This window comes from Sphingobacterium deserti, from assembly GCF_000757725.1.
GTDB classification, from domain to species: Bacteria; Bacteroidota; Bacteroidia; order Sphingobacteriales; family Sphingobacteriaceae; genus Sphingobacterium; species Sphingobacterium deserti.
Genome location: NZ_JJMU01000022.1, coordinates 94546 through 116599, shown reverse-complemented (window position 1 = coordinate 116599; position 22054 = coordinate 94546). Strand labels below are relative to the sequence as shown.

24 protein-coding genes are annotated in these 22054 nt (G+C 42.2%); 23 read left to right on the top strand and 1 reads right to left on the bottom strand.

Annotated features, from left to right (window positions below; translation table 11 throughout):
* Positions 1–7 precede the first annotated feature (7 nt).
* Genes DI53_RS06925 through DI53_RS06910 form a run of 4 tightly spaced genes read left to right on the top strand, consistent with a single transcriptional unit; the run spans position 8 to position 4303 of the window.
* Positions 8–775 carry a hypothetical protein gene (locus DI53_RS06925; protein WP_131555188.1) on the top strand — a complete coding sequence of 256 codons (768 nt, stop codon included), beginning with the start codon at positions 8–10 and terminating at the stop codon, positions 773–775.
* Positions 772–1983, top strand: coding sequence for a DUF4350 domain-containing protein (locus DI53_RS06920; protein ID WP_052072154.1), 1212 nt, complete (start codon positions 772–774; stop codon positions 1981–1983). The genes DI53_RS06925 and DI53_RS06920 overlap by 4 nt, the downstream gene beginning before the upstream one ends.
* Positions 1980–2975: an AAA family ATPase gene (locus DI53_RS06915; protein ID WP_037497061.1), complete on the top strand. Its 996-nt coding sequence runs from the start codon at positions 1980–1982 to the stop codon at positions 2973–2975. The genes DI53_RS06920 and DI53_RS06915 overlap by 4 nt, the downstream gene beginning before the upstream one ends.
* Positions 2975–4303: a DUF58 domain-containing protein gene (locus DI53_RS06910; protein WP_037497059.1), complete on the top strand. Its 1329-nt coding sequence runs from the start codon at positions 2975–2977 to the stop codon at positions 4301–4303. The genes DI53_RS06915 and DI53_RS06910 overlap by 1 nt, the downstream gene beginning before the upstream one ends.
* Positions 4304–4363: 60 nt before the next feature.
* Here DI53_RS06910 and metK read toward each other — a convergent pair whose 3' ends face one another.
* Positions 4364–5617, bottom strand: coding sequence for a methionine adenosyltransferase (gene metK / locus DI53_RS06905; RefSeq protein WP_037497057.1), 1254 nt, complete (start codon positions 5615–5617; stop codon positions 4364–4366).
* 358 nt (positions 5618–5975) lie between these two features.
* Between metK and DI53_RS06900 the strand changes: the two genes are divergently transcribed.
* From DI53_RS06900 to nuoK, 19 genes are all read left to right on the top strand, one after another.
* Positions 5976–6854, top strand: a complete 879-nt coding sequence (locus tag DI53_RS06900) for a diacylglycerol/lipid kinase family protein (protein WP_037497055.1) — start codon at positions 5976–5978, stop codon at positions 6852–6854.
* Between the two features lie 3 nt (positions 6855–6857).
* Positions 6858–7208, top strand: a complete 351-nt coding sequence (locus DI53_RS06895; protein WP_037497053.1) for a translation initiation factor — start codon at positions 6858–6860, stop codon at positions 7206–7208.
* Between the two features lie 435 nt (positions 7209–7643).
* Complete coding sequence (locus DI53_RS06890) at positions 7644–8474, top strand: MotA/TolQ/ExbB proton channel family protein (RefSeq protein ID WP_037497051.1); 831 nt, start codon at positions 7644–7646, stop codon at positions 8472–8474.
* Between the two features lie 100 nt (positions 8475–8574).
* The gene (locus DI53_RS06885) at positions 8575–9228 is read left to right on the top strand and encodes an ExbD/TolR family protein (protein WP_037497049.1); all 654 of its coding nucleotides are present in this window, start codon (positions 8575–8577) and stop codon (positions 9226–9228) included.
* A gap of 20 nt (positions 9229–9248) precedes the next feature.
* Positions 9249–9800, top strand: a complete 552-nt coding sequence (locus tag DI53_RS06880) for an ExbD/TolR family protein (RefSeq protein WP_037497047.1) — start codon at positions 9249–9251, stop codon at positions 9798–9800.
* Positions 9801–9819: 19 nt separating this feature from the next.
* On the top strand, positions 9820–10695 hold the full coding sequence (locus DI53_RS06875) for an energy transducer TonB (protein ID WP_037497045.1): 876 nt from the start codon (positions 9820–9822) through the stop codon (positions 10693–10695).
* Positions 10696–11057: 362 nt separating this feature from the next.
* Positions 11058–12002, top strand: coding sequence for a PstS family phosphate ABC transporter substrate-binding protein (locus DI53_RS06865; RefSeq protein WP_157836753.1), 945 nt, complete (start codon positions 11058–11060; stop codon positions 12000–12002).
* 33 nt (positions 12003–12035) lie between these two features.
* Positions 12036–13775 (top strand): tetratricopeptide repeat protein, encoded by a 1740-nt coding sequence (locus DI53_RS06860; RefSeq protein ID WP_037497042.1) that lies wholly within the window; start codon positions 12036–12038, stop codon positions 13773–13775.
* Positions 13776–13878: 103 nt separating this feature from the next.
* The gene (locus DI53_RS06855; RefSeq protein ID WP_037497041.1) at positions 13879–14259 is read left to right on the top strand and encodes an NADH-quinone oxidoreductase subunit A; all 381 of its coding nucleotides are present in this window, start codon (positions 13879–13881) and stop codon (positions 14257–14259) included.
* A gap of 73 nt (positions 14260–14332) precedes the next feature.
* Positions 14333–14893, top strand: coding sequence for an NADH-quinone oxidoreductase subunit B (locus DI53_RS06850; protein WP_037497039.1), 561 nt, complete (start codon positions 14333–14335; stop codon positions 14891–14893).
* Positions 14886–15389, top strand: a complete 504-nt coding sequence (locus DI53_RS06845; RefSeq protein ID WP_037497038.1) for an NADH-quinone oxidoreductase subunit C — start codon at positions 14886–14888, stop codon at positions 15387–15389. The genes DI53_RS06850 and DI53_RS06845 overlap by 8 nt, the downstream gene beginning before the upstream one ends.
* A gap of 21 nt (positions 15390–15410) precedes the next feature.
* Complete coding sequence (locus DI53_RS06840) at positions 15411–16646, top strand: NADH-quinone oxidoreductase subunit D (protein ID WP_052072150.1); 1236 nt, start codon at positions 15411–15413, stop codon at positions 16644–16646.
* The gene (locus DI53_RS06835) at positions 16639–17163 is read left to right on the top strand and encodes an NADH-quinone oxidoreductase subunit NuoE family protein (RefSeq protein ID WP_037497037.1); all 525 of its coding nucleotides are present in this window, start codon (positions 16639–16641) and stop codon (positions 17161–17163) included. Before DI53_RS06840 ends, DI53_RS06835 begins: the two co-directional genes overlap by 8 nt.
* 3 nt (positions 17164–17166) lie before the next feature.
* Positions 17167–18519, top strand: coding sequence for an NADH-quinone oxidoreductase subunit NuoF (gene nuoF, locus DI53_RS06830; RefSeq protein ID WP_037497034.1), 1353 nt, complete (start codon positions 17167–17169; stop codon positions 18517–18519).
* A gap of 35 nt (positions 18520–18554) precedes the next feature.
* Positions 18555–19568 (top strand): NADH-quinone oxidoreductase subunit G, encoded by a 1014-nt coding sequence (locus tag DI53_RS06825; protein WP_037497033.1) that lies wholly within the window; start codon positions 18555–18557, stop codon positions 19566–19568.
* Positions 19569–19579: 11 nt separating this feature from the next.
* Entirely contained in the window at positions 19580–20620 is a 1041-nt protein-coding gene (nuoH, locus tag DI53_RS06820; protein WP_037497031.1) for an NADH-quinone oxidoreductase subunit NuoH, read from the top strand.
* Between the two features lie 57 nt (positions 20621–20677).
* Positions 20678–21202, top strand: coding sequence for a NuoI/complex I 23 kDa subunit family protein (locus tag DI53_RS06815; protein ID WP_037497029.1), 525 nt, complete (start codon positions 20678–20680; stop codon positions 21200–21202).
* A 1-nt stretch (position 21203) separates the two neighbouring features.
* The gene (locus tag DI53_RS06810; protein ID WP_037497027.1) at positions 21204–21701 is read left to right on the top strand and encodes an NADH-quinone oxidoreductase subunit J family protein; all 498 of its coding nucleotides are present in this window, start codon (positions 21204–21206) and stop codon (positions 21699–21701) included.
* On the top strand, positions 21701–22030 hold the full coding sequence (gene nuoK, locus DI53_RS06805) for an NADH-quinone oxidoreductase subunit NuoK (RefSeq protein ID WP_037497025.1): 330 nt from the start codon (positions 21701–21703) through the stop codon (positions 22028–22030). The genes DI53_RS06810 and nuoK overlap by 1 nt, the downstream gene beginning before the upstream one ends.
* Positions 22031–22054: the final 24 nt, after the last annotated feature.

The window sequence follows — 22054 nt, the reverse complement described above, 5'->3', positions numbered from 1 at the left end:
TTATGGTATGATGATTCTTTTCTGTAGTGCCCAAGATTCAATACCTGGCGAAATCTTTCAAGATAGTCTCCCTGCGGATTACCCTGAACAGGATGTAGTTGATTTTTTGGCAGAAGGGTATTATGATCATGTGCCCTCCTTTACTAATATTCCCAAGGTAGATACAGCGGAGTTTGGAAAACTTACGGCCGCATACAAAACCGAAGAGTTTGATTATGATAAAGAAAATGTTGATCGAGTAAGTTTGTTCAAGCGGATTTTTGAACGTATAAATCGATGGCTCAGTCAACTCTTTCCCGACACAAACAACTTTCAGTTCTCCGATCTTTTCTATAAGATATTAGCGGTGTTTGGCATCATTGTTTTGATATGGATATTGTATCGCGTATTAATATCCCGCAAACGATGGTTGAAGCCCAACGATGAAAAGGATGAAGATCTCGACGAAATCAGATTTGTTGAGAAAAATCTTTTGGATCTAGATTTGTCTAGCTACATCGATCAGGCTAGAAAGGATGGAGATTTTGTGCGTGCAATACGCTACTTGAATCTACTAAATATTCAACTGTTGGCAAAAAAGGGCATGATCGATTGGAGGTACACGAAATCTCACATGGAACTTATTGATGAACTACAAGATAATCAACTAAAGAAAGAGTTTGCGGGTAACGTAGACATTCTGAATAGGGTATGGTACGGCGGTATGCCTGTTGACGAAAAGAAGTACGACGAGTTTTCACATTATTTCTTAAATTTTCAAGCAAAGTGGCAATGAGAAGTACTGGAAAATTAGGCATCACATTACTTGTATTGACTTTTCTAACGATTGCCCTTGTTGATTTGACGCGTGATAAACAGATAGACTGGACTAGAACGTACGATCAAAGAGAGAAGATGCCGTACGGACTTTTCTTTACACGCACTGAGCTTCCAAAAATTCTTGGTGATAAGGAGGTGAAGGTTCATGATTTCAACGCTATGAATTATCCGGATCTGAAGAATTTCCTCCGTGGAAAGGAAAACGGAAGTCTGGTATACATCGTTGATGGGATGTATGATGGAAAAGAAGCCATTAAAGAGCTTTTGGCGTACGTCGAGCGTGGTGGGGAAGTATTTATTTCCACGAATAGTCTGCCTCTCGATTTGTTAGATACGCTCGGGCTTTATCAGGAATATTATTATCCGCAAGATTTCAACGAGGTGATCGATTTTGAGGATCGACCATTTATGTTGACAGATGGATCAACCGCCTTTTACAAAGATCTGGACTATCCTGGATTGTTTTATGAGATTGATTCCGTGGGTATAAGTAGGGTGGGCTATTTTAAAGCTGAGGATCGTGAGATTCCCAATTTTGTGGAGGTTAAACGTAAGAAAGGACGATTTTTGCTGCATTTGGAACCTCTAATGTTTACAAACTACTACATGTTGAAACAGCAGAACTACAATTATGCCGCTTCGGCCCTAAAACTATTGAGTCGGCGCGAAGTTTTTTGGTATGATGCGCTGGCCAAGAGCAACGATTCGGCTCGGACACCATTACGAGTTTTATTGCAGAATGATGGCTTACGTCAAGCGTGGTACATCTTGTTATTTGGCTTGCTACTATTCTTGCTGTTCCGTAGTAAACGTGAGCAGATTGCTATCCCGATTGTCGAACCGGAGAAAAATCTGTCGAAAGAGTTTGCAAAGACCATCGCGACACTCTATTACGAGAGCGGAAACCCTGGGAATTTGGTGCAAAAGAAAATAGAATACTTTTTGTACGACCTCCGAGTCAATTTTCTGTTGGACACGTTGGCACTGGAGGAGCCTAGTTTTTCGAAACAGCTCGCCGCAAAAACGGGAGTTCCACTTGCAGATTGTATCCAAATTATAACACTTGTCATAAAGTACCGAAAAATTACCGCTACGACGGATCGAGAACTGATTGATGTAAATAAACAGATAGAAGAATTTAAAAATAAAGCCAACATATTATGAGTGAAATAGATAGTAAATATGCACCCGATTTCGAAAACAGGATCGACTTGACTGTTTTAGAGGCGAAGATGGCAGCGGTTGCATCGGAAGTGAAAAAAGTGATTGTGGGGCAAGATGATGTGATCCGTAAGTTGCTTATATCCATACTAGCGGCAGGCCATTCCTTAATAGAAGGTATGCCGGGAGTTGCCAAAACATTGACCGCCAAGCTAATTGCAAAGAGTATCCATGGGGATTTTAAACGAATTCAATTCACTCCAGATTTAATGCCATCAGACGTCACAGGATCGTCCATTTTGGATCTAAAAACAAATGAATTTCGGTTTATTAAAGGCCCTATTTTTGGAAACATCGTTTTGATTGACGAAATCAACCGATCACCGGCCAAAACCCAGTCGTCGCTGTTTGAATGTATGTCGGAATATCAGGTTACCGTTGATGGCACCACATATGTAGTTCCGCGTCCATTTGTCGTTTTCGCTACTCAAAATCCAATTGAACATGAGGGAACGTATCGTCTTCCTGAAGCACAACTTGATCGTTTTCTATTTAAGATAAATGTCGGCTACCCGATCTTTGAAGAAGAGATGGATATTCTTCGTGAACATCATGCGCAAAAGGCGAAGTCTAAGGAAGATCTTGTGCAGGCTGTCGTGAGTATTGAAGAACTTCTGCATTTTCAAGATCTGATCAAACAGGTTTTCGTGCATGAGGAGGTATTTACTTATATCGTCCATGTAATCTTTAATACACGGTCCAATCCAAATCTTACATTAGGAGCTTCGCCTCGGGCTTCTATCGCATTGCTGGAAGCTTCCAAAGCCTGTGCAGCGCTGCAAGGCCGAGATTTTATAACACCGGATGACGTAAAGTACGTTGCACCTAATGTATTAGGTCATCGCGTCATGTTGACTCCTGAAAAGGAAATGGAAGGCTTCACGAGCGATTATATCGTTCGACAAATTGTAGATAGTATAGAAATACCACGATAATGCGCTTCATACGGAACCTGTATATTACCAATCTATTTTTTTATGGCGTCTTATTCTTCGCCACATGTTTCGTATTGTCATTTTTTATTAAAGCGTTGTTTATTGTTGTCTCTATCCTTTTTTGGATTTTTATAGCAGCTTGCGCTTGGGATATTTTTGTTCTTTACGCGCGTAAAAGCGGTGTTGGTCTCGCACGGGACTACCCGGAAAAGCTGTCTAACGGCGATGAAAACGAACTCGCTATCATGGTGCAAAGCTTTTATCCGCTGAAAGTGGTGGTACGCCTGTTGGAAGAGTTCCCTGTGCAACTTCAGTTGCGCGATATCAGCTTTTCCTTCGCGTTGCCTGCGAAACGGGCAAAGCGTCTCAGCTATACTGTACGGCCTACTAGCCGCGGCATCTATGTGTTTAACCGTTGCCATGCCTTAGTAAAGCATTTGGGGCTTTTCGAGCGTAAATTTACGTTGCAGGAACCCCAAACGATAGCTTGCTATCCCTCATTCATACAGATGCGGAAGTATCAACTTCTAGCGACAACAGACCGTTTGGTTGAACTTGGGATAAAACGGGTGCGAAAAATAGGAGCGACATTGGAATTTGACCATATTCGCTCATACGTTAGGGGAGATGAATTTAGACACGTGAATTGGAAAGCTACGGCTAAACACAAAAAATTGCAAGTTAACCAATATCAGGAAGAACGATCGCAGCCTATATATGCCTTAATAGATTGCGGAAGGGTGATGCGAATGCCCTTTAACGATCTTACATTGTTGGACTACGCAATTAATTCGACCTTGGTGCTCGCCAACGCGGCCATAGTTAAGGAAGACAGGGCGGGCATGTTGACATTCTCAAAAGACATAGGAAACCATGTGCCGGCTGAAAAGCGGAATAACCAGATGCAGCTTATATCGGAAAAGCTTTACGGGATTGAAACAGACTTTCAAGAATCTGAATTTGGAAACCTCTACGCATTTTGCAACCGGCATATTAACAAACGCTCCTTATTAATGCTGTATACCAATTTTGAAACTACAGATGCGTTAGCCCGGCAAATGCCATATCTACGTATGTTAGCCAAAACGCATATTGTGGTGGTGGTTGTATTTAAAAATACGGAGCTTATTGCGATGTCGAAAGAGAATGGAACAAAATTAATCGACGTTTATAACCAAGTCATTGCGGAAAAGTTTGTGTACGATAAAAATCTGGTGATCCAGGAATTGAATAGACAAGGAATTCAAACTATATATACGTCTCCCGAAGATTTGACAATTAACGCTATAAATAAGTATCTAGAGATAAAGGCGCGGGGGCTATTGTAAGAATGAAAAAAAGCAAGGTCAGCGCGGTTTTCAGACGCTGACCTTGCTTACTTTACTTTATTACAGCGAGAATGCTGTCTTAATTTTTTCGACGTAGTCTAACTTTTCCCAGGTGAATAATTCCACTTCCACAGTTTTAGTTTCTCCAGTGGAGCTCTCGAAGGTTTTGCTTACTGTTTTCGGGGTTCTGCCCATATGTCCATAAGCGGCTGTCTCTGCATAGATCGGGTTTCGTAGACCAAGACGGGTCTCAATGCCGTAGGGAGTCATGTCAAAAATCTCTGCAATTTTAGCAGAAATTTCACCATCGGTAAGATCTACTTTGCTGGTTCCATAGGTATTCACATAAATTCCCATAGGATCCTTAACGCCGATTGCGTAAGAAATTTGCACTAGAATTTCATCGGCAACGCCAGCCGCTACAAGGTTTTTGGCAATATGTCTTGTGGCGTAAGCTGCAGAGCGATCTACTTTCGACGGATCTTTTCCTGAGAAAGCACCTCCACCATGCGCGCCCTTGCCACCATAGGTGTCGACGATAATCTTACGTCCGGTCAAACCGGTATCACCATGCGGGCCACCAATTACAAATTTTCCGGTAGGGTTCACGTGAAACTTGATGTCCTCACTAAACAAGGCTTGAAGCTCCGGTTTCAACTGCGCTTTTACGCGGGGGACCAATATGTTTTTTACATCTTCCGTTATCTTATTCAGCATTTCTGCTTCAGGAGCGAAGTCGTCGTGTTGGGTCGAGATAACAATCGTGTCTATGCGCTGCGGCTTATGGTCATCACTATATTCAAGCGTCACTTGCGATTTTGCATCAGGACGCAAGTAGGTAATCTCTCCATTTTCGCGACGTAAGGCCGCTAGCTCAAATAATAGACGATGTGCAAGGTCTAGCGCAAGAGGCATGTAGTTTTCTGTTTCGTTGTTCGCATAACCAAACATAATACCCTGATCACCGGCTCCTTGCTCCTGTTTTGTTTTACGATCGACGCCTTGATTGATTTCAGCAGATTGTTCGTGAATGGCCGATAGTACACCACATGAATTTGCCTCAAACATGTATTCTGATTTTGTATACCCAATTTTTTGAATGACAGATCGCGCGATCTTTTGAACATCCAAATAGATTTTCGATTTCACCTCTCCAGCTAACACCACTTGCCCGGTCGTAACCAAAGTCTCTATGGCTACACGGGAATCTTCATCCCAGGCCAAAAAATTATCGATCAAAGCGTCAGAAATTTGATCTGCTACTTTATCTGGGTGCCCTTCGGACACCGACTCTGAAGTAAATAAATATGCCATTAAGCGTTTTTTTAGATTGCGATAGCAGGAGAGATGCAACGAAAGTGGAAAAACAGAAATTTTGGTTTTAGCACTTTTTTACTGTGGTTGCAATCTCCTATGACATTTTTCAAATATGCCATACGCAAATCAGTCCACATTTTTGTAAGCAAAAATACAAACCTTTCCCTTATAAAGAAAACTGAAGACAAAAATGTTTTGTAAAAGCAGTGCCACATTTGGCGCCGCAGGATGCAGAAGTATGGCTCAGTTAATGTGCACATAGGATATAAGAGCTACGGAAATAAATAAACGGCAGACCTTTGTAAATTGATGGTAGCAATTCTATATCTTTATAACCTTAAAATGGAAGTATACGATGCGTCAGCGTAAACGAATTTTGTTTGTCGTAAATCCGATATCGGGCGGTAAGAAGAAGACTGCCTTTAATAAACAGGTGTTGGAAGTTCTTGATCTGGAAAAGTTTGATCCTACCTTTAAAATAACGGATCACCCCAATCATGCTTATGAACTGGGTAAATCTGCCGTAGTAGAGGGGTATGATGCGGTAGTCGCCGTAGGAGGCGATGGCACGATCAATGAGGTGGGCTCAGCTATTATGGGAACCGACATGCCGCTAGGAATCATTCCAGAAGGCTCTGGAAATGGCTTAGCACTGTACCTCGGAATACCGCTCAATGAATCGGCAGCACTTCGACGCATCAACAGATTTGAAACGGTAGACGTTGATACCGGCGAAATTAATGGCCGTAACTTTTTCAATATTGCGGGCTTAGGCTTTGATGCTTCTGTTAGCGACCATTTTGCGACAGAAAATATCCGCGGGCCGGTGGGCTACTTGCGCTCCATTATGAATGTGCTAAGTGACTTCAAGCCAAGCACCTATACACTTGTCATCGATGGGAAAGAGTATAAAAAAGAAGCTTTTATGATCAGCGTAGCAAACTCTCCACAATACGGTAACAACGCGTATATTGCGCCGCAAGCCTCTATTACAGATGGTATCTTGGACGTTTGCATCGTGCACAAGTTTCCCCTTTATTTGCTGCCAAAAATGGTGTTTCATTTGTTTACAAAAAGTGCGGATCAGTCCGAGTATGTGGAGATACTTCCCGGCAAGAATATTAAAATTATTAGGGATGAGAAAGGTCCTGTGCATGTCGACGGCGAGCCTGTAGAGATGGGCAAAGAGTTAGAAATCGCGATAAAGCATAAGTCCTTAAAAATTATTTGTTAAAACATGGCAAAACAAAAAAAGCAACGATTTGAAGGTATAGTCTATTCTACCGCAAGCGATTTTGACTATGTTGAATCCGCACCATCGGGTGAAGAGTCAACATTGCCGAACAATCAGCAGTGCTTGAAAGTCCTCCTCGATAAGAAGGCGAGGAAAGGAAAAATTGTTACAATTGTAGAAGGTTTCACTGGAAAGGACGAAGACTTAAATGATTTAGCAAAAGAATTGAAACAAAAATGCGGCGTCGGGGGTTCATCAAAGGATGGGGTGATCTTGATTCAGGGAGATTTTAAAAATAGAATATTTGAAATCCTGAAGACATCAGGATATGGCGTGAAATTGGTTGGTGGTTAATTAGTTACAACCGGTTGCTTTGATTTGTGCGATGTTATAGCTGTCGAATGGCGCGCATCGATAACTTTAGATTCGACACGATTTGAACCCTAAAAGGCCTAATTAACCACTAAGTGAACACTTACTTATTTTTGGCAGTTAATGATTTTTTAATTTGCATAAACCAAAAAAAATAGTTTTCATTGTAAAATATATCGCATTAAACGGCGTTAAAGCATGAGGCGACGATGTGTTAGGAAGGAGAGGAAACCGCTGATGGTTTATCTAATATGGAGCCTATTGAAAGATGTATAAATTAATGCAGAGAAAATTTTATTTTTAACACAAAACAGTATATTTGTTTTGCTTAACAGCAAGATAGATGGCAATACATTGCACAAATTGAATTAAACAGTAATATTAAACAACAGTAAAAATCTAAAAATTAGTAAAAAAATGGCAAACGCACCAAAAACTACTACTCCTGCTAAGAATGAAAGCGGAAATTCAGGTAATTTATTTGCGAGTTTAGCAATCATCATTTGTTTCATCGTCGGTTACGTGGTATGGGCATATGTTATGGGAAGCCCGTCAAATTTCTTGGAAGAAAACCCTGAAAACCAACCTAAACCAGGAAACTATTTGGGAATGGTTTATCACGCTGGTGTAATCGTACCTGTGTTGATTGGTTTATTCTTAATGGTATGGGTATTCTCTATTGAACGTTTCCTTGTTATTGGCAGAGCAGCTGGAACAGGTAACGTTGGTAACTTCGTTAGAAAAATTCAGTCATTAATCAATGGTGGTAACATTGATTCAGCTATCGCTGAGTGTGACAAACAAAAAGGTTCTGTAGCAAACGTTGTGAAAGCAGGTTTGTTGAAATACAAAGATGTTTCTGCTAATACAGGATTAGACGCTGAAAAATCAGTTGTAGCTATCCAAAAAGAAATTGAAGAAACAACTGCATTAGAAATGCCTATGTTGGAGAAAAACATGAACGTTATTGCAACGTTAGTTTCTATCGGTACATTGACAGGTCTATTAGGTACGGTAACAGGTATGATCAAAGCCTTCTCCGCCCTTGCAACAGGTGGTGCTCCAGATTCAGCTAAATTAGCAAACGGTATCTCTGAAGCCTTGATCAATACGGCTACAGGTATTGCTACTTCTACATTCGCTATCATTATGTACAACATTTTGACTGCAAAAATTGACAACTTAACTTATTCAATCGACGAGGCTGGTTTCTCTATCGTACAAACGTACGCTGCAAACCACAAGTAGGCACAAATGATTTTTTTTTCAAATTCTTTTATGGAATTTGTTTGGAAAGATCATCATTAGTAAAAGGAATAAGAATTGTTAATTAAAGAAGTAAACAAAAATGGGTAAAGCAAAGATTAAAAGAGCCAGTACCTCCATCGACATGACGGCGATGTGTGACGTCTCGTTCTTGCTTCTTACGTTCTTCGTATTAACGGCTACAGCTCGTCAACCCGAAGTGTTGGTAGTGGATACCCCACAATCAACTACGCCAGACAAACTACCAGACGATAACCTTGGTGTTATCTCGGTAGCTGAAGGCAAAATTTTCTTCGGCGTGAAAAATCCAACAGTACGCGAGATTACGTTAAAGAATATGTCGCAGAAGTACGGTGTTGCGTTTTCTGCACAGGAATATGAGAAGTTTAAACAACTAGACGAGTTTGGCGTTCCGATGAAGAATTTGCGTCAATTGCTTTCACTGCCGAATGAACAACGCAAGGAGAATATTCAGCCTGGTGTTCCCGTGGACAGTACGGAAAATGCATCGAATGAATTGTATTCTTGGGTTCAGGAAGCTCGGAAAGCTACAATTGAGTACAATCGTTCGCGTGAAGGAGAGAGAGATTTTGTCGATCCAGGACCAATGAAGGTTGCTATCAAAGCCGATGCAAATGAGAAGTATCCAATCGTTAATTTGATTATTGAAACGCTACGTAACCAAAAGCAGAACAAATTTAGTTTTGTAACTGGACTACGTGCTTCAGAGCAATAATCGTATCACTAAAATAGAAAATGGCAGAATTAAATCAGGATAGTGGTAAAGGAGGCAAGGGCGGTAAAGTAAGGGCCAAGAAAGCCGGTGGTAAGGTCGATTTGACCGCCATGGTAGACTTAGCATTCTTGTTGATCACCTTCTTCATGTTAACCACGTCATTAAATAAACCACAGGCGATGGACGTTGCGATGCCTGATAAAAATAAGATGGATGCGAATGACAATCTAGAGATTGCCGATAATCGTTCTATCACGCTTTTATTAGGATCCGACAACAAGATCTCTTGGTACTATGGACAATTAGCCAAGCCAATTTATCCACCAGTAACGGTAGATTATGGTAAAGAAGGCATTCGTCAGGTTTTGCTAAAAATGCAAAAAGAAGTACCAGCGCGTTCTGGCGGTAAAGATTTGATCGTCGTAATCAGACCTAGCGAGAAATCCGTACAACGTAATCTAGTCGATATTCTAGACGAGATGAAAATTGTAGACGTAAAGCGCTATATGATTTCTAAGATCAATAATGACGAAATAGAGGTGTTAAAACGCGATGGTCTATTCAACGACTAATTGCATAATAAAGTAAAATATGTTTGGTTCTAAATTAGATATATTCAAAAAAGAATGGCTTGACGTCGTTTTTGCGAATAGAAACAGAGAATATGGTGCCTACGATTTGCGCAAATACGCGCCAAAGGCGACCAATATCGGTCTACTCGTGATCGTTGCAAGCGTTCTTGTTTTGAGTGCTCCAAAAATGTTTAACATTAAGGTTTTTCCAGATAAACCTGTAGAGGAAGCTCCAGTCATTACGGAGGTTACCCTAGAGGATTTGGATATTCCGGAGCCAGAAGAAGAAGAAGAACCTCTTCCGCAGGAAGAAGAGCCACCTCAACGTATTGCTCAGGAACCGCCAGCAGAAGACTTGGTGCGTTTCCCAGAGCCGAAAGTGGTGCCTCAGAACCAAGTAAAGGAAGAGGTTGTTTCCCAAGAGGAAATTAAAAAGGAAAATAAAACACCTGCGCGTATTACGTTGAAAGGTACTAAAGGGGCTGCCGGTGTACCGACAGGTGAATTTGGACCTAAAAAGGTGGAAGGACAAATTACCGGAAGTGCGACAGGCGATCCTGACGGCGGAGCTAGTGATAAAATCTTTACCGCGGTAGAGGTAAATCCAGAGCCAATTGGCGGTCTTGCTGCCTTTCGTAAATGGGTAGGTGATAACTACACATATCCACAAGGCGCTATTGATGCCGGCGTGAAAGGACAGGTAGTTGTATCTTTCGTTGTTGAGCGCGATGGTAGCTTAACAGATGTAAAAGTGGTGAAGGATTTGTCATACGGTACAGGTCAAGCTGCGGTGAATGTGTTGAAAAAAGCGAAAAAGTGGAAGCCAGGTATTCAAAATGGTCGTCCCGTTCGTGTTGCTTACACATTGCCTATTACATTAAACCTTCAACAATAATATGAACGGTTTGCGTAACAGCACAAGAAAATTTAGTCAGAAATCGCCAACCCAGCGATTTCTGTCTATTTTAGGGCTAGCGATGTTTGCCTTTTATTTCACGCTAGGGATGCTGATCATCTTTTGGACTGGATTCCCTATCGAAATAGATCCCACCTACAAGAAATTATTCGGCATTCTACTTATCGTGTATTCCTTCATGCGTTTTGCGCGGTTATGGCAAAATAATTTTAGACAATAATCTTCCAAGCGGATTAAACTTTCTAGGGTTTTCGATAATCTAACTAGTAAGTGAGACAACCATCTTCGGGTTTGTATAGTTAATTGAATAACAAATTGGGTAATAGATAGACACAATGATCATGAAAAGCATCATAAAGGTATGTGTAGTTTTTGGGCTATTGGTAGCTGCGTGTTCTCCAAATAGGCAAGACCAAGATCGCTTGGCTGACCCGGGACGCACACGCGAGGAACAAAGTCAAGAAGACATTCTGGTTGGTACGCTTTCTGTCGCGGTAGACGAGTCTGTAGCACCTTTGTTAAAAGAACAGGAGGAAGTATTTTTATCGGCTTATCCAAACGCAAAGCTCAACTTCATTACTAAACCCGAAGTGCTGTCGATACGCGAATTGGTGTCCGGAAAAGCAAGCGTTGCGATTTTGGCTAGACCGCTAAATGACGAGGAAGAGGCCTCATTCAAACAGCGATCCATCACGCCACGTATCTTCCCCGTTTGGTCAGATGGAATAGTTGTAATCAGCAATACTAAATCAGCGGATACAAGCGTTACAATATCGTATTTAACAAATGCCATGCAAGGAAAGAGCTCGGATAACCGAAAGATCGCGTTTGATAATATCAATTCGAGCAGCTTTCGATTTTTGCGTGAGCTAGGTAAGATGGAGAAGGTTGCATCCAATTTCGTTGAGGCTGGAAGTGGAGCAAAAAGTGTGATGGAAGCCGTGGCACAATCGACGGATAAATTAGGTATACTGGGCTACAACGAATACAGAGATTTGATCGCATCATTTCCAAATAAAAATAATATTCGTATCTTGAGCGTGCAGAATACGCTTGGCGAGAAGGCTGATAACAGATTTTATTTACCAAATCAATCGACGATAGCCGCTGGACAGTATCCTTTGCAACGTACGTTTTATGTATTGAATTATCAGCCGAACTTGGGTTTGGGAATAGGATTCTCTGCTTTCTTAACAGGGGATCGCGGGCAACGTATCGTGCTAAAGGCAGGCCTAGTGCCAGCGACAATGCCAGGACGGGAGATCATCGTGCGGGATAATATTTAACAATAGAAGAATAAAATAGAACACAAATAGATTATGACAAACAGCAAATTATTTTTAAGTCTATTATTGGCTGGAACAATTGGTTCTGTAAGCGCCCAAAGCTTAAAAGATGCAAAAGCTGCGTTGACAGCTGAGCAGTACGATAAGGCAAAAGGGATTCTTCAGAACTTGGTGGAGAAAAAGGCAAAAGATGGGGAGAATTATTTCTACCTAGGCAAGGTTCACTTGATCAATGATAAAGTTGACTCTGCAGCTTATGTGTTCAACCAAGGGTTGACAAATGCTCCTAAAGAACAATTAAATAATGTAGGGTTGGGTATTGTTGACTTAATGAGCGGCAATCAAAGTGCAGCAGAGACAAAGTTCGCCACAGCGGTATCTGGATTAGGTAAAAAAGATTATTTGCCATTGTTATATATTGGTGAGGCCTACATCGATGCGCCTAAGCCGGACTATACAAAGGCGATCGAATACCTGACGCAGGCAAAAGCTAAAAATGCAAAAGACGCGACGATTCTAGTAGCTCTTGGTGATGCGTATGCCGGTTTAGGTGAGAGCAGCCAAGCTTACGTTAACTACCGTGACGCAGAATACATGGATCCGGCATTACTGGCACCAAAAATCGGTCAAGCGGTTATCTCTAGAAGAGCGCAAGCCTATGATGTTGTGTTGGAGCAGTTGACTGCATTGACACAAGAGCACGCAGAGTATGCTCCTTTATACCGGGAGTTGGCCGAGACGTACTACCTTTCATCGCTTAAAGCACCAGAAGAACAGTACCGCGAGATCAACCAAAAAGGTGTAGATAACTACAAAAAATACCTGGAATTGACAGGCGATAATTCTGTTGAGGCAAAAACACGTTATGCTGACTTTTTGGTTTACTCTGGTAACTATGCAGAGTTGAAAACCGTAGCAGAAGAGTTAGCAAAAGCACCAGGTGTAGATGCGAAAGTATACCGTTACTTAGGATACATAGCCTATAACCAAGATAAAGATTACGCGAAAGCAGCGGAGTATATGAATACTTTATTCTCGAAGGTTCAGCCAGAGCGCTTAATTCCTCGTGATTATTTATATGCTGGTTTAGCTAATTTAAGTGCGGGTGACGAAGCCAAAGCTACCGAGCTTTTAAAGCAGGCTGTGGAGAAACAAACGGAAGATGATAACTTGGAAACAGAAATTGCTGAATCGGCATTTGCTAACTACCAAGATGGTGACGTAGATAACGCAATCAAGATCTTCCGCGTGGTAGCTGTTGACACCGCTTCAGATTATTACTACGATGCAAATTACTACTTAGGTGTAGGACAATACCAAAAAGGATCTAGAATAATTTCTCCGGCAGAAGGTGAAGAAGTTACTCCTGAAGTAGGGCAGACAAAGTTAGCAGAAGCGAAGCCGCTATTGGATGAGGCTGTGAAGGCATTAGGCAATGTGACAGCTGCTACTAAACAAGAAGTAAAAGACAAATACCTTGTGAATGGTCTTTATTTCAAAGGATTATCGGAGTTAGCATTGGATAATGTGGTTTACGATCCGGAAAATGTAAAAGGCTTATACTTAGATTCGTTTAATCAATTATTGGAAGTTATTAAGGCTTCTGGTAAATCAGACGAAACGACGAACTCTTACATAGCAGATGCCAACAACTATATTGGTTACTACTATTATTTCAAAGGCGATAATGCGAAAGCAAAAACTTATTTCCAGGAGACGTTAAAAGTAAGACCAGATGACGAAATTGCAACGCAATTTGTAGATCAGCTATAGTATTAAAATACCATTAAAATTTAAAGGGACTGCTTGCAGTCCCTTTTTTTATTGGGAAAAAATGATATATTTGTTATTGAGAACAGATAATAAACTAGTAATTATGGAAAGTGTAAACCTAAGTAGCACTCCAGTAGATTATATACCTATTTTATTACAATTAGGTGTAGCCGTTGGATTCGGTGTTTTGACAATTATCGGAACCCATTTAATTGGGCCTAAGGTTCGTACAGAGAACAAACTAGGCTCTTTTGAATCAGGGATTGAGGTAGTTGGGAATGCTCGTCATCCTTTTTCTATTAAGTATTTTCTGGTTGCAATCTTGTTCGTCATATTTGATGTGGAGGTTATATTTATGTACCCTTGGGCGGTGAATTTTCGCGAATTTGGTTTCGAGGGCTTAATAGAGATGTTCATTTTCATGGGCTTATTGCTATTGGGCTTTATCTACGTTATCAAGAAAAAGGCATTAGACTGGGATTAAGTTCCCTGCTGGTCTGTTAAAAGGCCGTCCCCCATCCATTATAAACTGAAATATACATCTAAAAAGGAAAGCCATGAGTAAAGTGACATTGGCGGAAGCGCCTCCAGGCGTAGAGGGATCAGGATTTTTCGCAACAACATTGGACAAAGCTGTTGGCTTGGCAAGAGCAAACTCGCTATGGCCACTGCCCTTTGCTACATCCTGTTGTGGAATAGAATTTATGGCCACAATGGGCTCGACCTATGATTTAGCACGTTTTGGCGCAGAGCGGCCTAGTTTCTCCCCTCGCCAAGCAGATATGTTGCTCGTGATGGGAACCATCGCCAAGAAGATGGCGCCGGTATTGAAGCAGGTGTATTTGCAGATGGCTGAACCGCGCTGGGTAATTGCTGTCGGCGCATGTGCCTCCAGCGGTGGAATATTCGATACTTATTCTGTTTTGCAAGGAATTGATGAAATTATTCCGGTAGATGTGTACGTGCCGGGTTGCCCACCGCGGCCAGAAGCCATACTAGATGGTGTTTTAAAGCTACAGGATATTGTTAAAAACGAATCGTTGAATCGTCGGAATACGCCGGAATATAAAGCCTTGTTAGAGAAGTACGGTATTGCAACAGATAACGGAAATGGATAAACTGGATAACCACATTATACTCGACACACTTCAGCAAAGGTTTGGAGATGCATTTACAGTTTTAGGTGAGCCGCATGGTCTTTTAACAATTTCTGTTGCAGCAGAGCAAATCATAGCGTTCCTGGAATTTGTTAAGGATGATGCTACTCTTCGATTAAACTATTTGACGGATATTACGGCGGTGCACTACCCAAAGCAAGAAAAAGATTTCTGCATCGTCTATCATCTGCACAATATGTTGCATAATATGAGACTCCGTATTAAGGTATTGGTCTCTGGTCCAACGCCAACGGTGCCAACGGCAACCGTGCTATGGAATGGAGCCAATTGGATGGAACGGGAAACATATGACTACTTTGGAGTGGTGTTTGACGGGCATCCGGATTTGCGAAGAATTTTAAATATGGACGAACTCGAGGTTTTTCCGATGCGAAAAGAGTATCCGCTGGAAGATCCAAACCGTGTTGATAAAAAAGACTTTTATTTTGGACGTTAAACCTGTAATGAGACTGCAAAAATGAGTAAACCTATTACGAAGATCACTCCAAATGCCGATGTATTCTATGATAATGATCCGCAAGATGAGCTAATCACGCTAAATTTGGGGCCAACCCACCCAGCTACACATGGGGTATTTCAAAATGTCTTGCAAATTGACGGGGAGCGAATAGTAAGCGGTGTATCCACCATCGGCTACATACATCGTGCATTTGAGAAGATAGCGGAGCATAGACCCTTTTATCAAATAACACCTCTGACGGACCGGTTGAACTATTGTTCTGCACCTATAAATAATATGGGTTGGCACATGACCGTAGAAAAGCTATTGGAGATAGAAATACCGAAGCGCGTTCAATACATGCGCGTGATTGTGATGGAGCTTGCTCGCATTGCTGATCATATTATTTGCAATGGGATCTTGGGTGTTGATACCGGAGCATTTTCTGGCTTTCTTTATGTGATGCAGGAGCGGGAATTTATTTATGAGATCTTTGAAGAAATTTGCGGCGCTCGTCTTACCACCAACATCGGTCGTATCGGTGGCTTCGAACGTGATTTCAATGAAGTTGCCTTTCGCAAGATCCAAGAATTTTTGGAGCGTTTCCCTCCAGTACTTAAGGAATTTGAAAATCTTTTTGTTCGTAACAGGATATTTATTGAGCGTACTTCTGGCGTCGCTACGGTGACACCTGAAGAAGCGTTGAGTTACAGTTGGTCTGGGCCTATTCTTCGGGCCACAGGCGTTGACTATGATGTTCGGGTCGTTGATCCGTATTGTTCGTATGAAGAGTTTGAGTTTGATGTTCCAGTAGGAACATCTGGCGATGTCTACGACCGATTTATGGTTCGAAATGAAGAGATGTGGCAATCGCTACGTATCATTGAACAAGCGTTGGAAAAAATAGCAAAGGAGCCCAAAGGCGTTTTCCATGCCGATGTCCCTGCTTTTTATCTTCCTCCGAAAGAGCAAGTATATACTAATATGGAAGCGCTCATTTACCATTTTAAGATCGTGATGGGGGAATGGGAAACACCGCAGTCAGAGGTATATCATGCTGTTGAGGGAGCAAATGGTGAATTGGGCTTTTATATGATTCATGACGGTGGCCGGTCACCATACCGTTTACACTTCAGAAGACCATCTTTTATCAATTACCAAATGTTTGCCCCGATGAGTAGCGGCATGCTTATATCTGATGCGATAATTAACATGAGTAGTCTAAACGTAATTGCAGGAGAACTAGATGCTTAGTATCCAAGAAAATATGACGGTAGAATTCACACCGGCTCTGCTAGATAGCTTTGCTGATGTAGTATCTCGCTATCCTGAGGGAAAGCAAAAGTCTGCGCTACTGCCTATTCTACATTTGGTGCAAGCGGAGTTTGGTTGGTTGAGCATCGATGCGATGGACAAAGTAGCGTTGTTTTTGCGAATAAAGCCCATCGAGGTATATGAAGTTGCAAGCTTTTACACGATGTATTTTTTGCAGCCCAAAGGTAAATACGTTTTGGAAATCTGCAGGACAGGACCATGCTGCTTAGTTGGCGCAGAGCGAATTATGCAACATATTGAAAACAAGCTAGGTGTAAAGGAAGGAGATGTTACAGCAGATGGACTATTCTCTTGGCGAGGTGTAGAGTGTGTAGCTGCTTGCGGTTTTGGGCCTGTACTACAAATTGGTCCGGAATACACGTTCTATGAGAATCTTACAGAGGAAAGTATCGATAGTTTGATAGACGATCTGAAACAAAAGGCAAAAAATCAATAAGAAATGGCACGTAAGTTATTACTGACACATATTGATGTTCCCGGAATAAACACATTTGAGGTTTATAGGCAAAAGGGAGGATACCGCGCTGTTGAAAAGGCGTTGAAGACACTATCTCCAGACGATGTCGTGGAGGAGGTAAAAAAGTCTGGTCTTCGCGGACGAGGTGGAGCTGGCTTTCCTACCGGGATGAAATGGAGTTTTCTTGCTAAACCCGAAGGTGTGCCACGTTACTTGGTTTGTAATGGCGATGAATCCGAACCGGGCACGTTTAAGGATCGCTTTTTAATGACAAAGATACCGCATGCGTTGATTGAAGGCATGATTGTATCTAGCTACGCTTTAGGTGCGAACACATCCTATATCTATATACGGGGCGAGATGATGCCGCAGATAAGGATTGTCGAGCAGGCAATTGCAGAAGCAAAAGCTGCCGGATTTCTAGGCAAGAATATACTAGGCTCAGGTTATGACTTGGAGATCTACGTTCAGCCAGGGGGCGGTGCTTATATCTGCGGTGAAGAAACGGCGCTCTTAGAATCGCTGGAGGGCAAACGCGGAAATCCTAGGATAAAACCTCCGTTTCCTGCTGTTGCAGGTCTTTATGGATGTCCGACAGTAGTTAACAATGTGGAATCAATCGCTGCTACAGTGCCGATCGTAAACGATGGGGGCGAAGAATATGCAAAAATTGGGATCGAGCGCAGTACTGGGACAAAGCTTATCTCGGCTTCGGGCAACATAGTGCGCCCAGGAGTATACGAGATCGAATTAGGGTTGCCGGTAGAAGAATTCATATACTCGGATGATTATTGTGGGGGTATCGCAAACGGCAAACGCCTCAAAGCAATTGTTGCGGGTGGCTCGTCTGTGCCTATTTTGCCGACTAATTTGGCCATGACAACAGCCAAGGGAGAGGCGAGGCTGATGACTTACGAATCACTGGCAGATGGAGGCTTCGTTACTGGAACAGCAATGGGATCCGGCGGTTTTATCGCCTTTGATGAAGATCAATGTATTGTACGCAATACATGGAACTTTACGCGATTTTACCATCATGAAAGTTGTGGGCAGTGTTCGCCGTGTAGAGAGGGAACGGGTTGGATGGAAAAGGTGTTGCACAAAATTGAATACGGACATGGCGATATAAGTGATATAGAGCTATTATGGGATATCCAGCGAAAGATAGACGGGAATACTATATGTCCGCTCGGCGACGCATCAGCATGGCCAGTAGCAAGCGCGATACGCCACTTCAGAGACGAGTTTGAATGGCATATTTTGAATCCAAGAGAGTCGCAGACCCGAAATTTTGGATTGGCGCATTATGCAGATCCACTGGTACCTGTTGTTTAGTAAAGTTTTGTACATAGTAATGTAAGAAAGAAACGATGGCTGAAGAAGGAAAATTTAAAGTTACGATAGATGGCATCGCATTAGATGTGGCGCCAGGAACGACTATATTAAACGCTGCTCGTCAGATCGGAGGCGATATCGTACCACCAGCTATGTGCTACTATTCCAAATTGGAGGGCAGCGGTGGCAAATGTCGCACTTGCTTGGTGAAAGTATCTAAGGGGTCTGAGAAGGATCCGCGGCCAATGCCAAAGCTTGTGGCATCTTGTCGCACGACCGTGATGGATGGCATGGAAGTCCAGAACATCACATCGCCAGATGTGGTAGAGGCACGTAAGGGCGTGGTGGAGATGCTATTAATCAACCATCCACTCGACTGCCCGGTTTGCGATCAGGCGGGTGAATGTAAGTTGCAGGATCTAGGGTATGAACATGGTGCGGATCAAACACGCTACGAGTTTGAAAGACGAACATTTGAGCGGATAGATATCGGTGATAAAATACAACTGCACATGAATAGGTGTATTCTGTGTTATCGCTGTGTATATGTCGCGAATCAATTGACAGAAGGAAGGGAGCATGGTGTGATACATCGGGGTGATCATTCCGAGATTTCTACCTTTATCGAAAATGCACTTGATAACGACTTTATCGGGAACGTTATTGATGTTTGTCCGGTAGGAGCCTTAACGGATAAGACCTTTCGTTTCAAGAACCGGGTTTGGTTTACAAAACCAGTTGAGGCACATCGTGATTGTCCATCATGTTCGGGTAAGGTTACGCTATGGTATAAGGGTGAGGAAGTTTTGCGTGTCACTGGACGAAAAGACGAATTTAATGAAGTCGATGAGTTTATTTGCAATACCTGCCGTTTTGATAAAAAGAAGACGGCGGACTGGACGCTGGAAGAGCCTACGCCGGTTGATAAACAATCGGTAATAAATGCTAATCATTACGAAAACTTTGCACCGCCTGCGGTGATCAAAGAAGATGCGAAGCTACAAGCCGCTAATGTGGAGCAGCTTGCTCGGGTTGAACGGTTAAAATAAAATACAGGAACATGGAAGGAGCATTTATTTTAGAAAAATTAATTTTGGTGGTCATCGTATTTACCGTTTCACTCGTCATTGCCATGTATTCCACCTTGGCAGAGCGGAAGATCGCGGGGTTTATGCAAGATCGTTATGGCCCGAATAGAGCGGGCTTTGGAGGGATTTTACAACCGCTATGTGATGGAGGAAAATTTTTCTTTAAGGAAGAAATCATTCCGGCCGGAGCACACCGCTCATTATTTATTTTAGGCCCCACACTGGCTATAATTACAGCTTGTATCAGTTCTGCAGTTATTCCCTGGGGGCAAACGCTGGATATCAACGGCCGCCAAATAACCCTGCAGGTCGCCGATATCAACGTCGGCGTATTGTATATCTTTGGCGTTGTGGCTTTGGGAGTATATGGCATTATGCTAGGTGGTTGGGCATCTAACAACAAATTTTCCCTGTTAGGCGCTATTCGTGCAGCTTCACAAAGTATAAGCTACGAAATAGGGATGGGGCTATCTATCATTGCCTTGTTGATGGTTACGCAAACACTATCTATGGGTGAGATTGTCGCTCAACAGTCGGGGTTTGTAAACTGGAATATTTGGGTGCAACCGCTCGGTTTCCTGATCTTTATGACCTGCGCGTTTGCTGAGTGTAACCGTGTGCCTTTCGATTTGCCGGAATGTGAAACAGAGCTTGTTGGGGGATACCACACGGAGTACTCCTCCATGAAGCTAGGGCTTTACATGTTTTCCGAATATATCAATATGTTCGTTTCTTCGGCCCTGATGGCCGCACTTTATTTCGGGGGATACAACTTTCCTTTTATGAATGATCTTGGTCTCTCTCAAAATTGGATTACGATTTTGGGTGTGATTGCATTCTTTATAAAAATTTTCGGATTCATTTTCTTTTTCATGTGGATACGTTGGACGTTACCGCGTTTTCGCTATGATCAATTAATGAATTTGGGTTGGAAGATGTTGATTCCGCTCGCTATTGCTAATATCGTCTTAACAGGCGTAATTACGATAGTTAAAGACACATATTTTTCATAGGTGAAGGATAGCAAAACAGCAGTGAAGTAACGTTATGCAAGATTAAAAAAGATAACTATGCAGTCATTATCAAATAGGAAAAAGGTTCTCGAACAGAAACCCATGAATTTTTGGGAGCGCATGTATCTACCAGCGATCGCAAAAGGATTGGGGATTACGATTCGTCATTTTTTTAAGAAAATTCCGACCGTGAAATATCCGGAAGAAAAACGCCCTTACTCGAAGAATTTCAGGGGGCAACATTCCTTAAAACGTGATGAAGCTGGGCGGGAGCGATGTACAGCCTGTGGTTTGTGTGCCCTTTCTTGTCCGGCAGAAGCGATCACTATGATTGCGGCTGAACGCAAAAAAGGCGAGGAGACACTTTATAGGGAAGAAAAATACGCGGCCGTGTATGAGATCAACATGCTGCGCTGCATATTTTGCGGACTTTGCGAAGAGGCCTGTCCTAAAGAAGCCATTTATCTAGATGGTCCCCATGTGACAGCAGAATATCTACGTAAAGACTTTATCTATGGAAAAGATAAGTTGGTAGAGCCTGCGTTCGATATTAAAAAATTAATCCAAGATAAATCAAATTAGGATGTCTATATTTTATTTGGTGGCTTTTTTGGCTATAATTTTTGCACTGATGACCATATTTACTAAAAATCCAGTGCATAGCGTTTTGTATTTGGTCGTTACCTTCTTTACGCTCACCATCCACTACATTTTGCTCAACGCGCAGTTTCTAGCGGTTGTAAATTTCATCGTGTATATGGGGGCCATCATGGTACTATTCCTTTTCGTTCTTATGCTCTTAAATCTAAACGAAGAGAGCGAACCCATGAAGTCCAACTTGGTGAAAATCATGGGGGCGGTAGCTGGGATGTGTTTGATAGCTACTTTTTTGGGTGCGTTTAAAGTGATCACGCCAGATAATGAGATGGTTGTTGGAAATGCGGAGATTGGCTTGGTTAAAAACTTGGGTAAGGTATTATTTAATGAATTCTTGTTGCCTTTTGAGATATCCTCTATTTTGTTGCTTACCGCAATGATAGGTGCTGTTCTATTGGCGAAAAAAGATCCTAAAAAGGTATAATGGAAAATTTTGTCACGCAAATGCAGGGCGTACCGCTCAATCACTACATCATATTTTGCAGCATCATTTTCGCTATCGGGGTTACAGGTGTGTTGATCCGGCGAAATGTGATCATCATTATGATGTCTATCGAGCTGATGCTAAATGCTGTAAATCTACTTTTAGCAGCCTTCTCTGTGTACCGAGGAGACGCGAGTGGGCAGGTATTCGTTTTCTTTATTATGGCTTTAGCGGCAGCAGAGGTTGCCGTGGGTTTGGCCATCATCATTATGGTTTACAGAAATACGAAGTCTGTTGATATTGAATCGTTAAGCAAACTTCGTTGGTAATTGAATTATAGACTTTATAGCTTA

Excerpts from the sequence above, each read along its gene's own strand:
- DI53_RS06925 (WP_131555188.1), top strand. The coding sequence starts at position 8 with ATGATGATTCTTTTCTGTAGTGCCCAAGATTCAATACCTGGCGAAATC.
- DI53_RS06920 (WP_052072154.1), top strand. The coding sequence starts at position 772 with ATGAGAAGTACTGGAAAATTAGGCATCACATTACTTGTATTGACTTTT.
- DI53_RS06915 (WP_037497061.1), top strand. The coding sequence starts at position 1,980 with ATGAGTGAAATAGATAGTAAATATGCACCCGATTTCGAAAACAGGATC.
- DI53_RS06910 (WP_037497059.1), top strand. The coding sequence starts at position 2,975 with ATGCGCTTCATACGGAACCTGTATATTACCAATCTATTTTTTTATGGC.
- metK (WP_037497057.1), bottom strand. The coding sequence starts at position 5,617 with ATGGCATATTTATTTACTTCAGAGTCGGTGTCCGAAGGGCACCCAGAT.
- DI53_RS06900 (WP_037497055.1), top strand. The coding sequence starts at position 5,976 with ATGCGTCAGCGTAAACGAATTTTGTTTGTCGTAAATCCGATATCGGGC.
- DI53_RS06895 (WP_037497053.1), top strand. The coding sequence starts at position 6,858 with ATGGCAAAACAAAAAAAGCAACGATTTGAAGGTATAGTCTATTCTACC.
- DI53_RS06890 (WP_037497051.1), top strand. The coding sequence starts at position 7,644 with ATGGCAAACGCACCAAAAACTACTACTCCTGCTAAGAATGAAAGCGGA.
- DI53_RS06885 (WP_037497049.1), top strand. The coding sequence starts at position 8,575 with ATGGGTAAAGCAAAGATTAAAAGAGCCAGTACCTCCATCGACATGACG.
- DI53_RS06880 (WP_037497047.1), top strand. The coding sequence starts at position 9,249 with ATGGCAGAATTAAATCAGGATAGTGGTAAAGGAGGCAAGGGCGGTAAA.
- DI53_RS06875 (WP_037497045.1), top strand. The coding sequence starts at position 9,820 with ATGTTTGGTTCTAAATTAGATATATTCAAAAAAGAATGGCTTGACGTC.
- DI53_RS06865 (WP_157836753.1), top strand. The coding sequence starts at position 11,058 with ATGAAAAGCATCATAAAGGTATGTGTAGTTTTTGGGCTATTGGTAGCT.
- DI53_RS06860 (WP_037497042.1), top strand. The coding sequence starts at position 12,036 with ATGACAAACAGCAAATTATTTTTAAGTCTATTATTGGCTGGAACAATT.
- DI53_RS06855 (WP_037497041.1), top strand. The coding sequence starts at position 13,879 with ATGGAAAGTGTAAACCTAAGTAGCACTCCAGTAGATTATATACCTATT.
- DI53_RS06850 (WP_037497039.1), top strand. The coding sequence starts at position 14,333 with ATGAGTAAAGTGACATTGGCGGAAGCGCCTCCAGGCGTAGAGGGATCA.
- DI53_RS06845 (WP_037497038.1), top strand. The coding sequence starts at position 14,886 with ATGGATAAACTGGATAACCACATTATACTCGACACACTTCAGCAAAGG.
- DI53_RS06840 (WP_052072150.1), top strand. The coding sequence starts at position 15,411 with ATGAGTAAACCTATTACGAAGATCACTCCAAATGCCGATGTATTCTAT.
- DI53_RS06835 (WP_037497037.1), top strand. The coding sequence starts at position 16,639 with ATGCTTAGTATCCAAGAAAATATGACGGTAGAATTCACACCGGCTCTG.
- nuoF (WP_037497034.1), top strand. The coding sequence starts at position 17,167 with ATGGCACGTAAGTTATTACTGACACATATTGATGTTCCCGGAATAAAC.
- DI53_RS06825 (WP_037497033.1), top strand. The coding sequence starts at position 18,555 with ATGGCTGAAGAAGGAAAATTTAAAGTTACGATAGATGGCATCGCATTA.
- nuoH (WP_037497031.1), top strand. The coding sequence starts at position 19,580 with ATGGAAGGAGCATTTATTTTAGAAAAATTAATTTTGGTGGTCATCGTA.
- DI53_RS06815 (WP_037497029.1), top strand. The coding sequence starts at position 20,678 with ATGCAGTCATTATCAAATAGGAAAAAGGTTCTCGAACAGAAACCCATG.
- DI53_RS06810 (WP_037497027.1), top strand. The coding sequence starts at position 21,204 with ATGTCTATATTTTATTTGGTGGCTTTTTTGGCTATAATTTTTGCACTG.
- nuoK (WP_037497025.1), top strand. The coding sequence starts at position 21,701 with ATGGAAAATTTTGTCACGCAAATGCAGGGCGTACCGCTCAATCACTAC.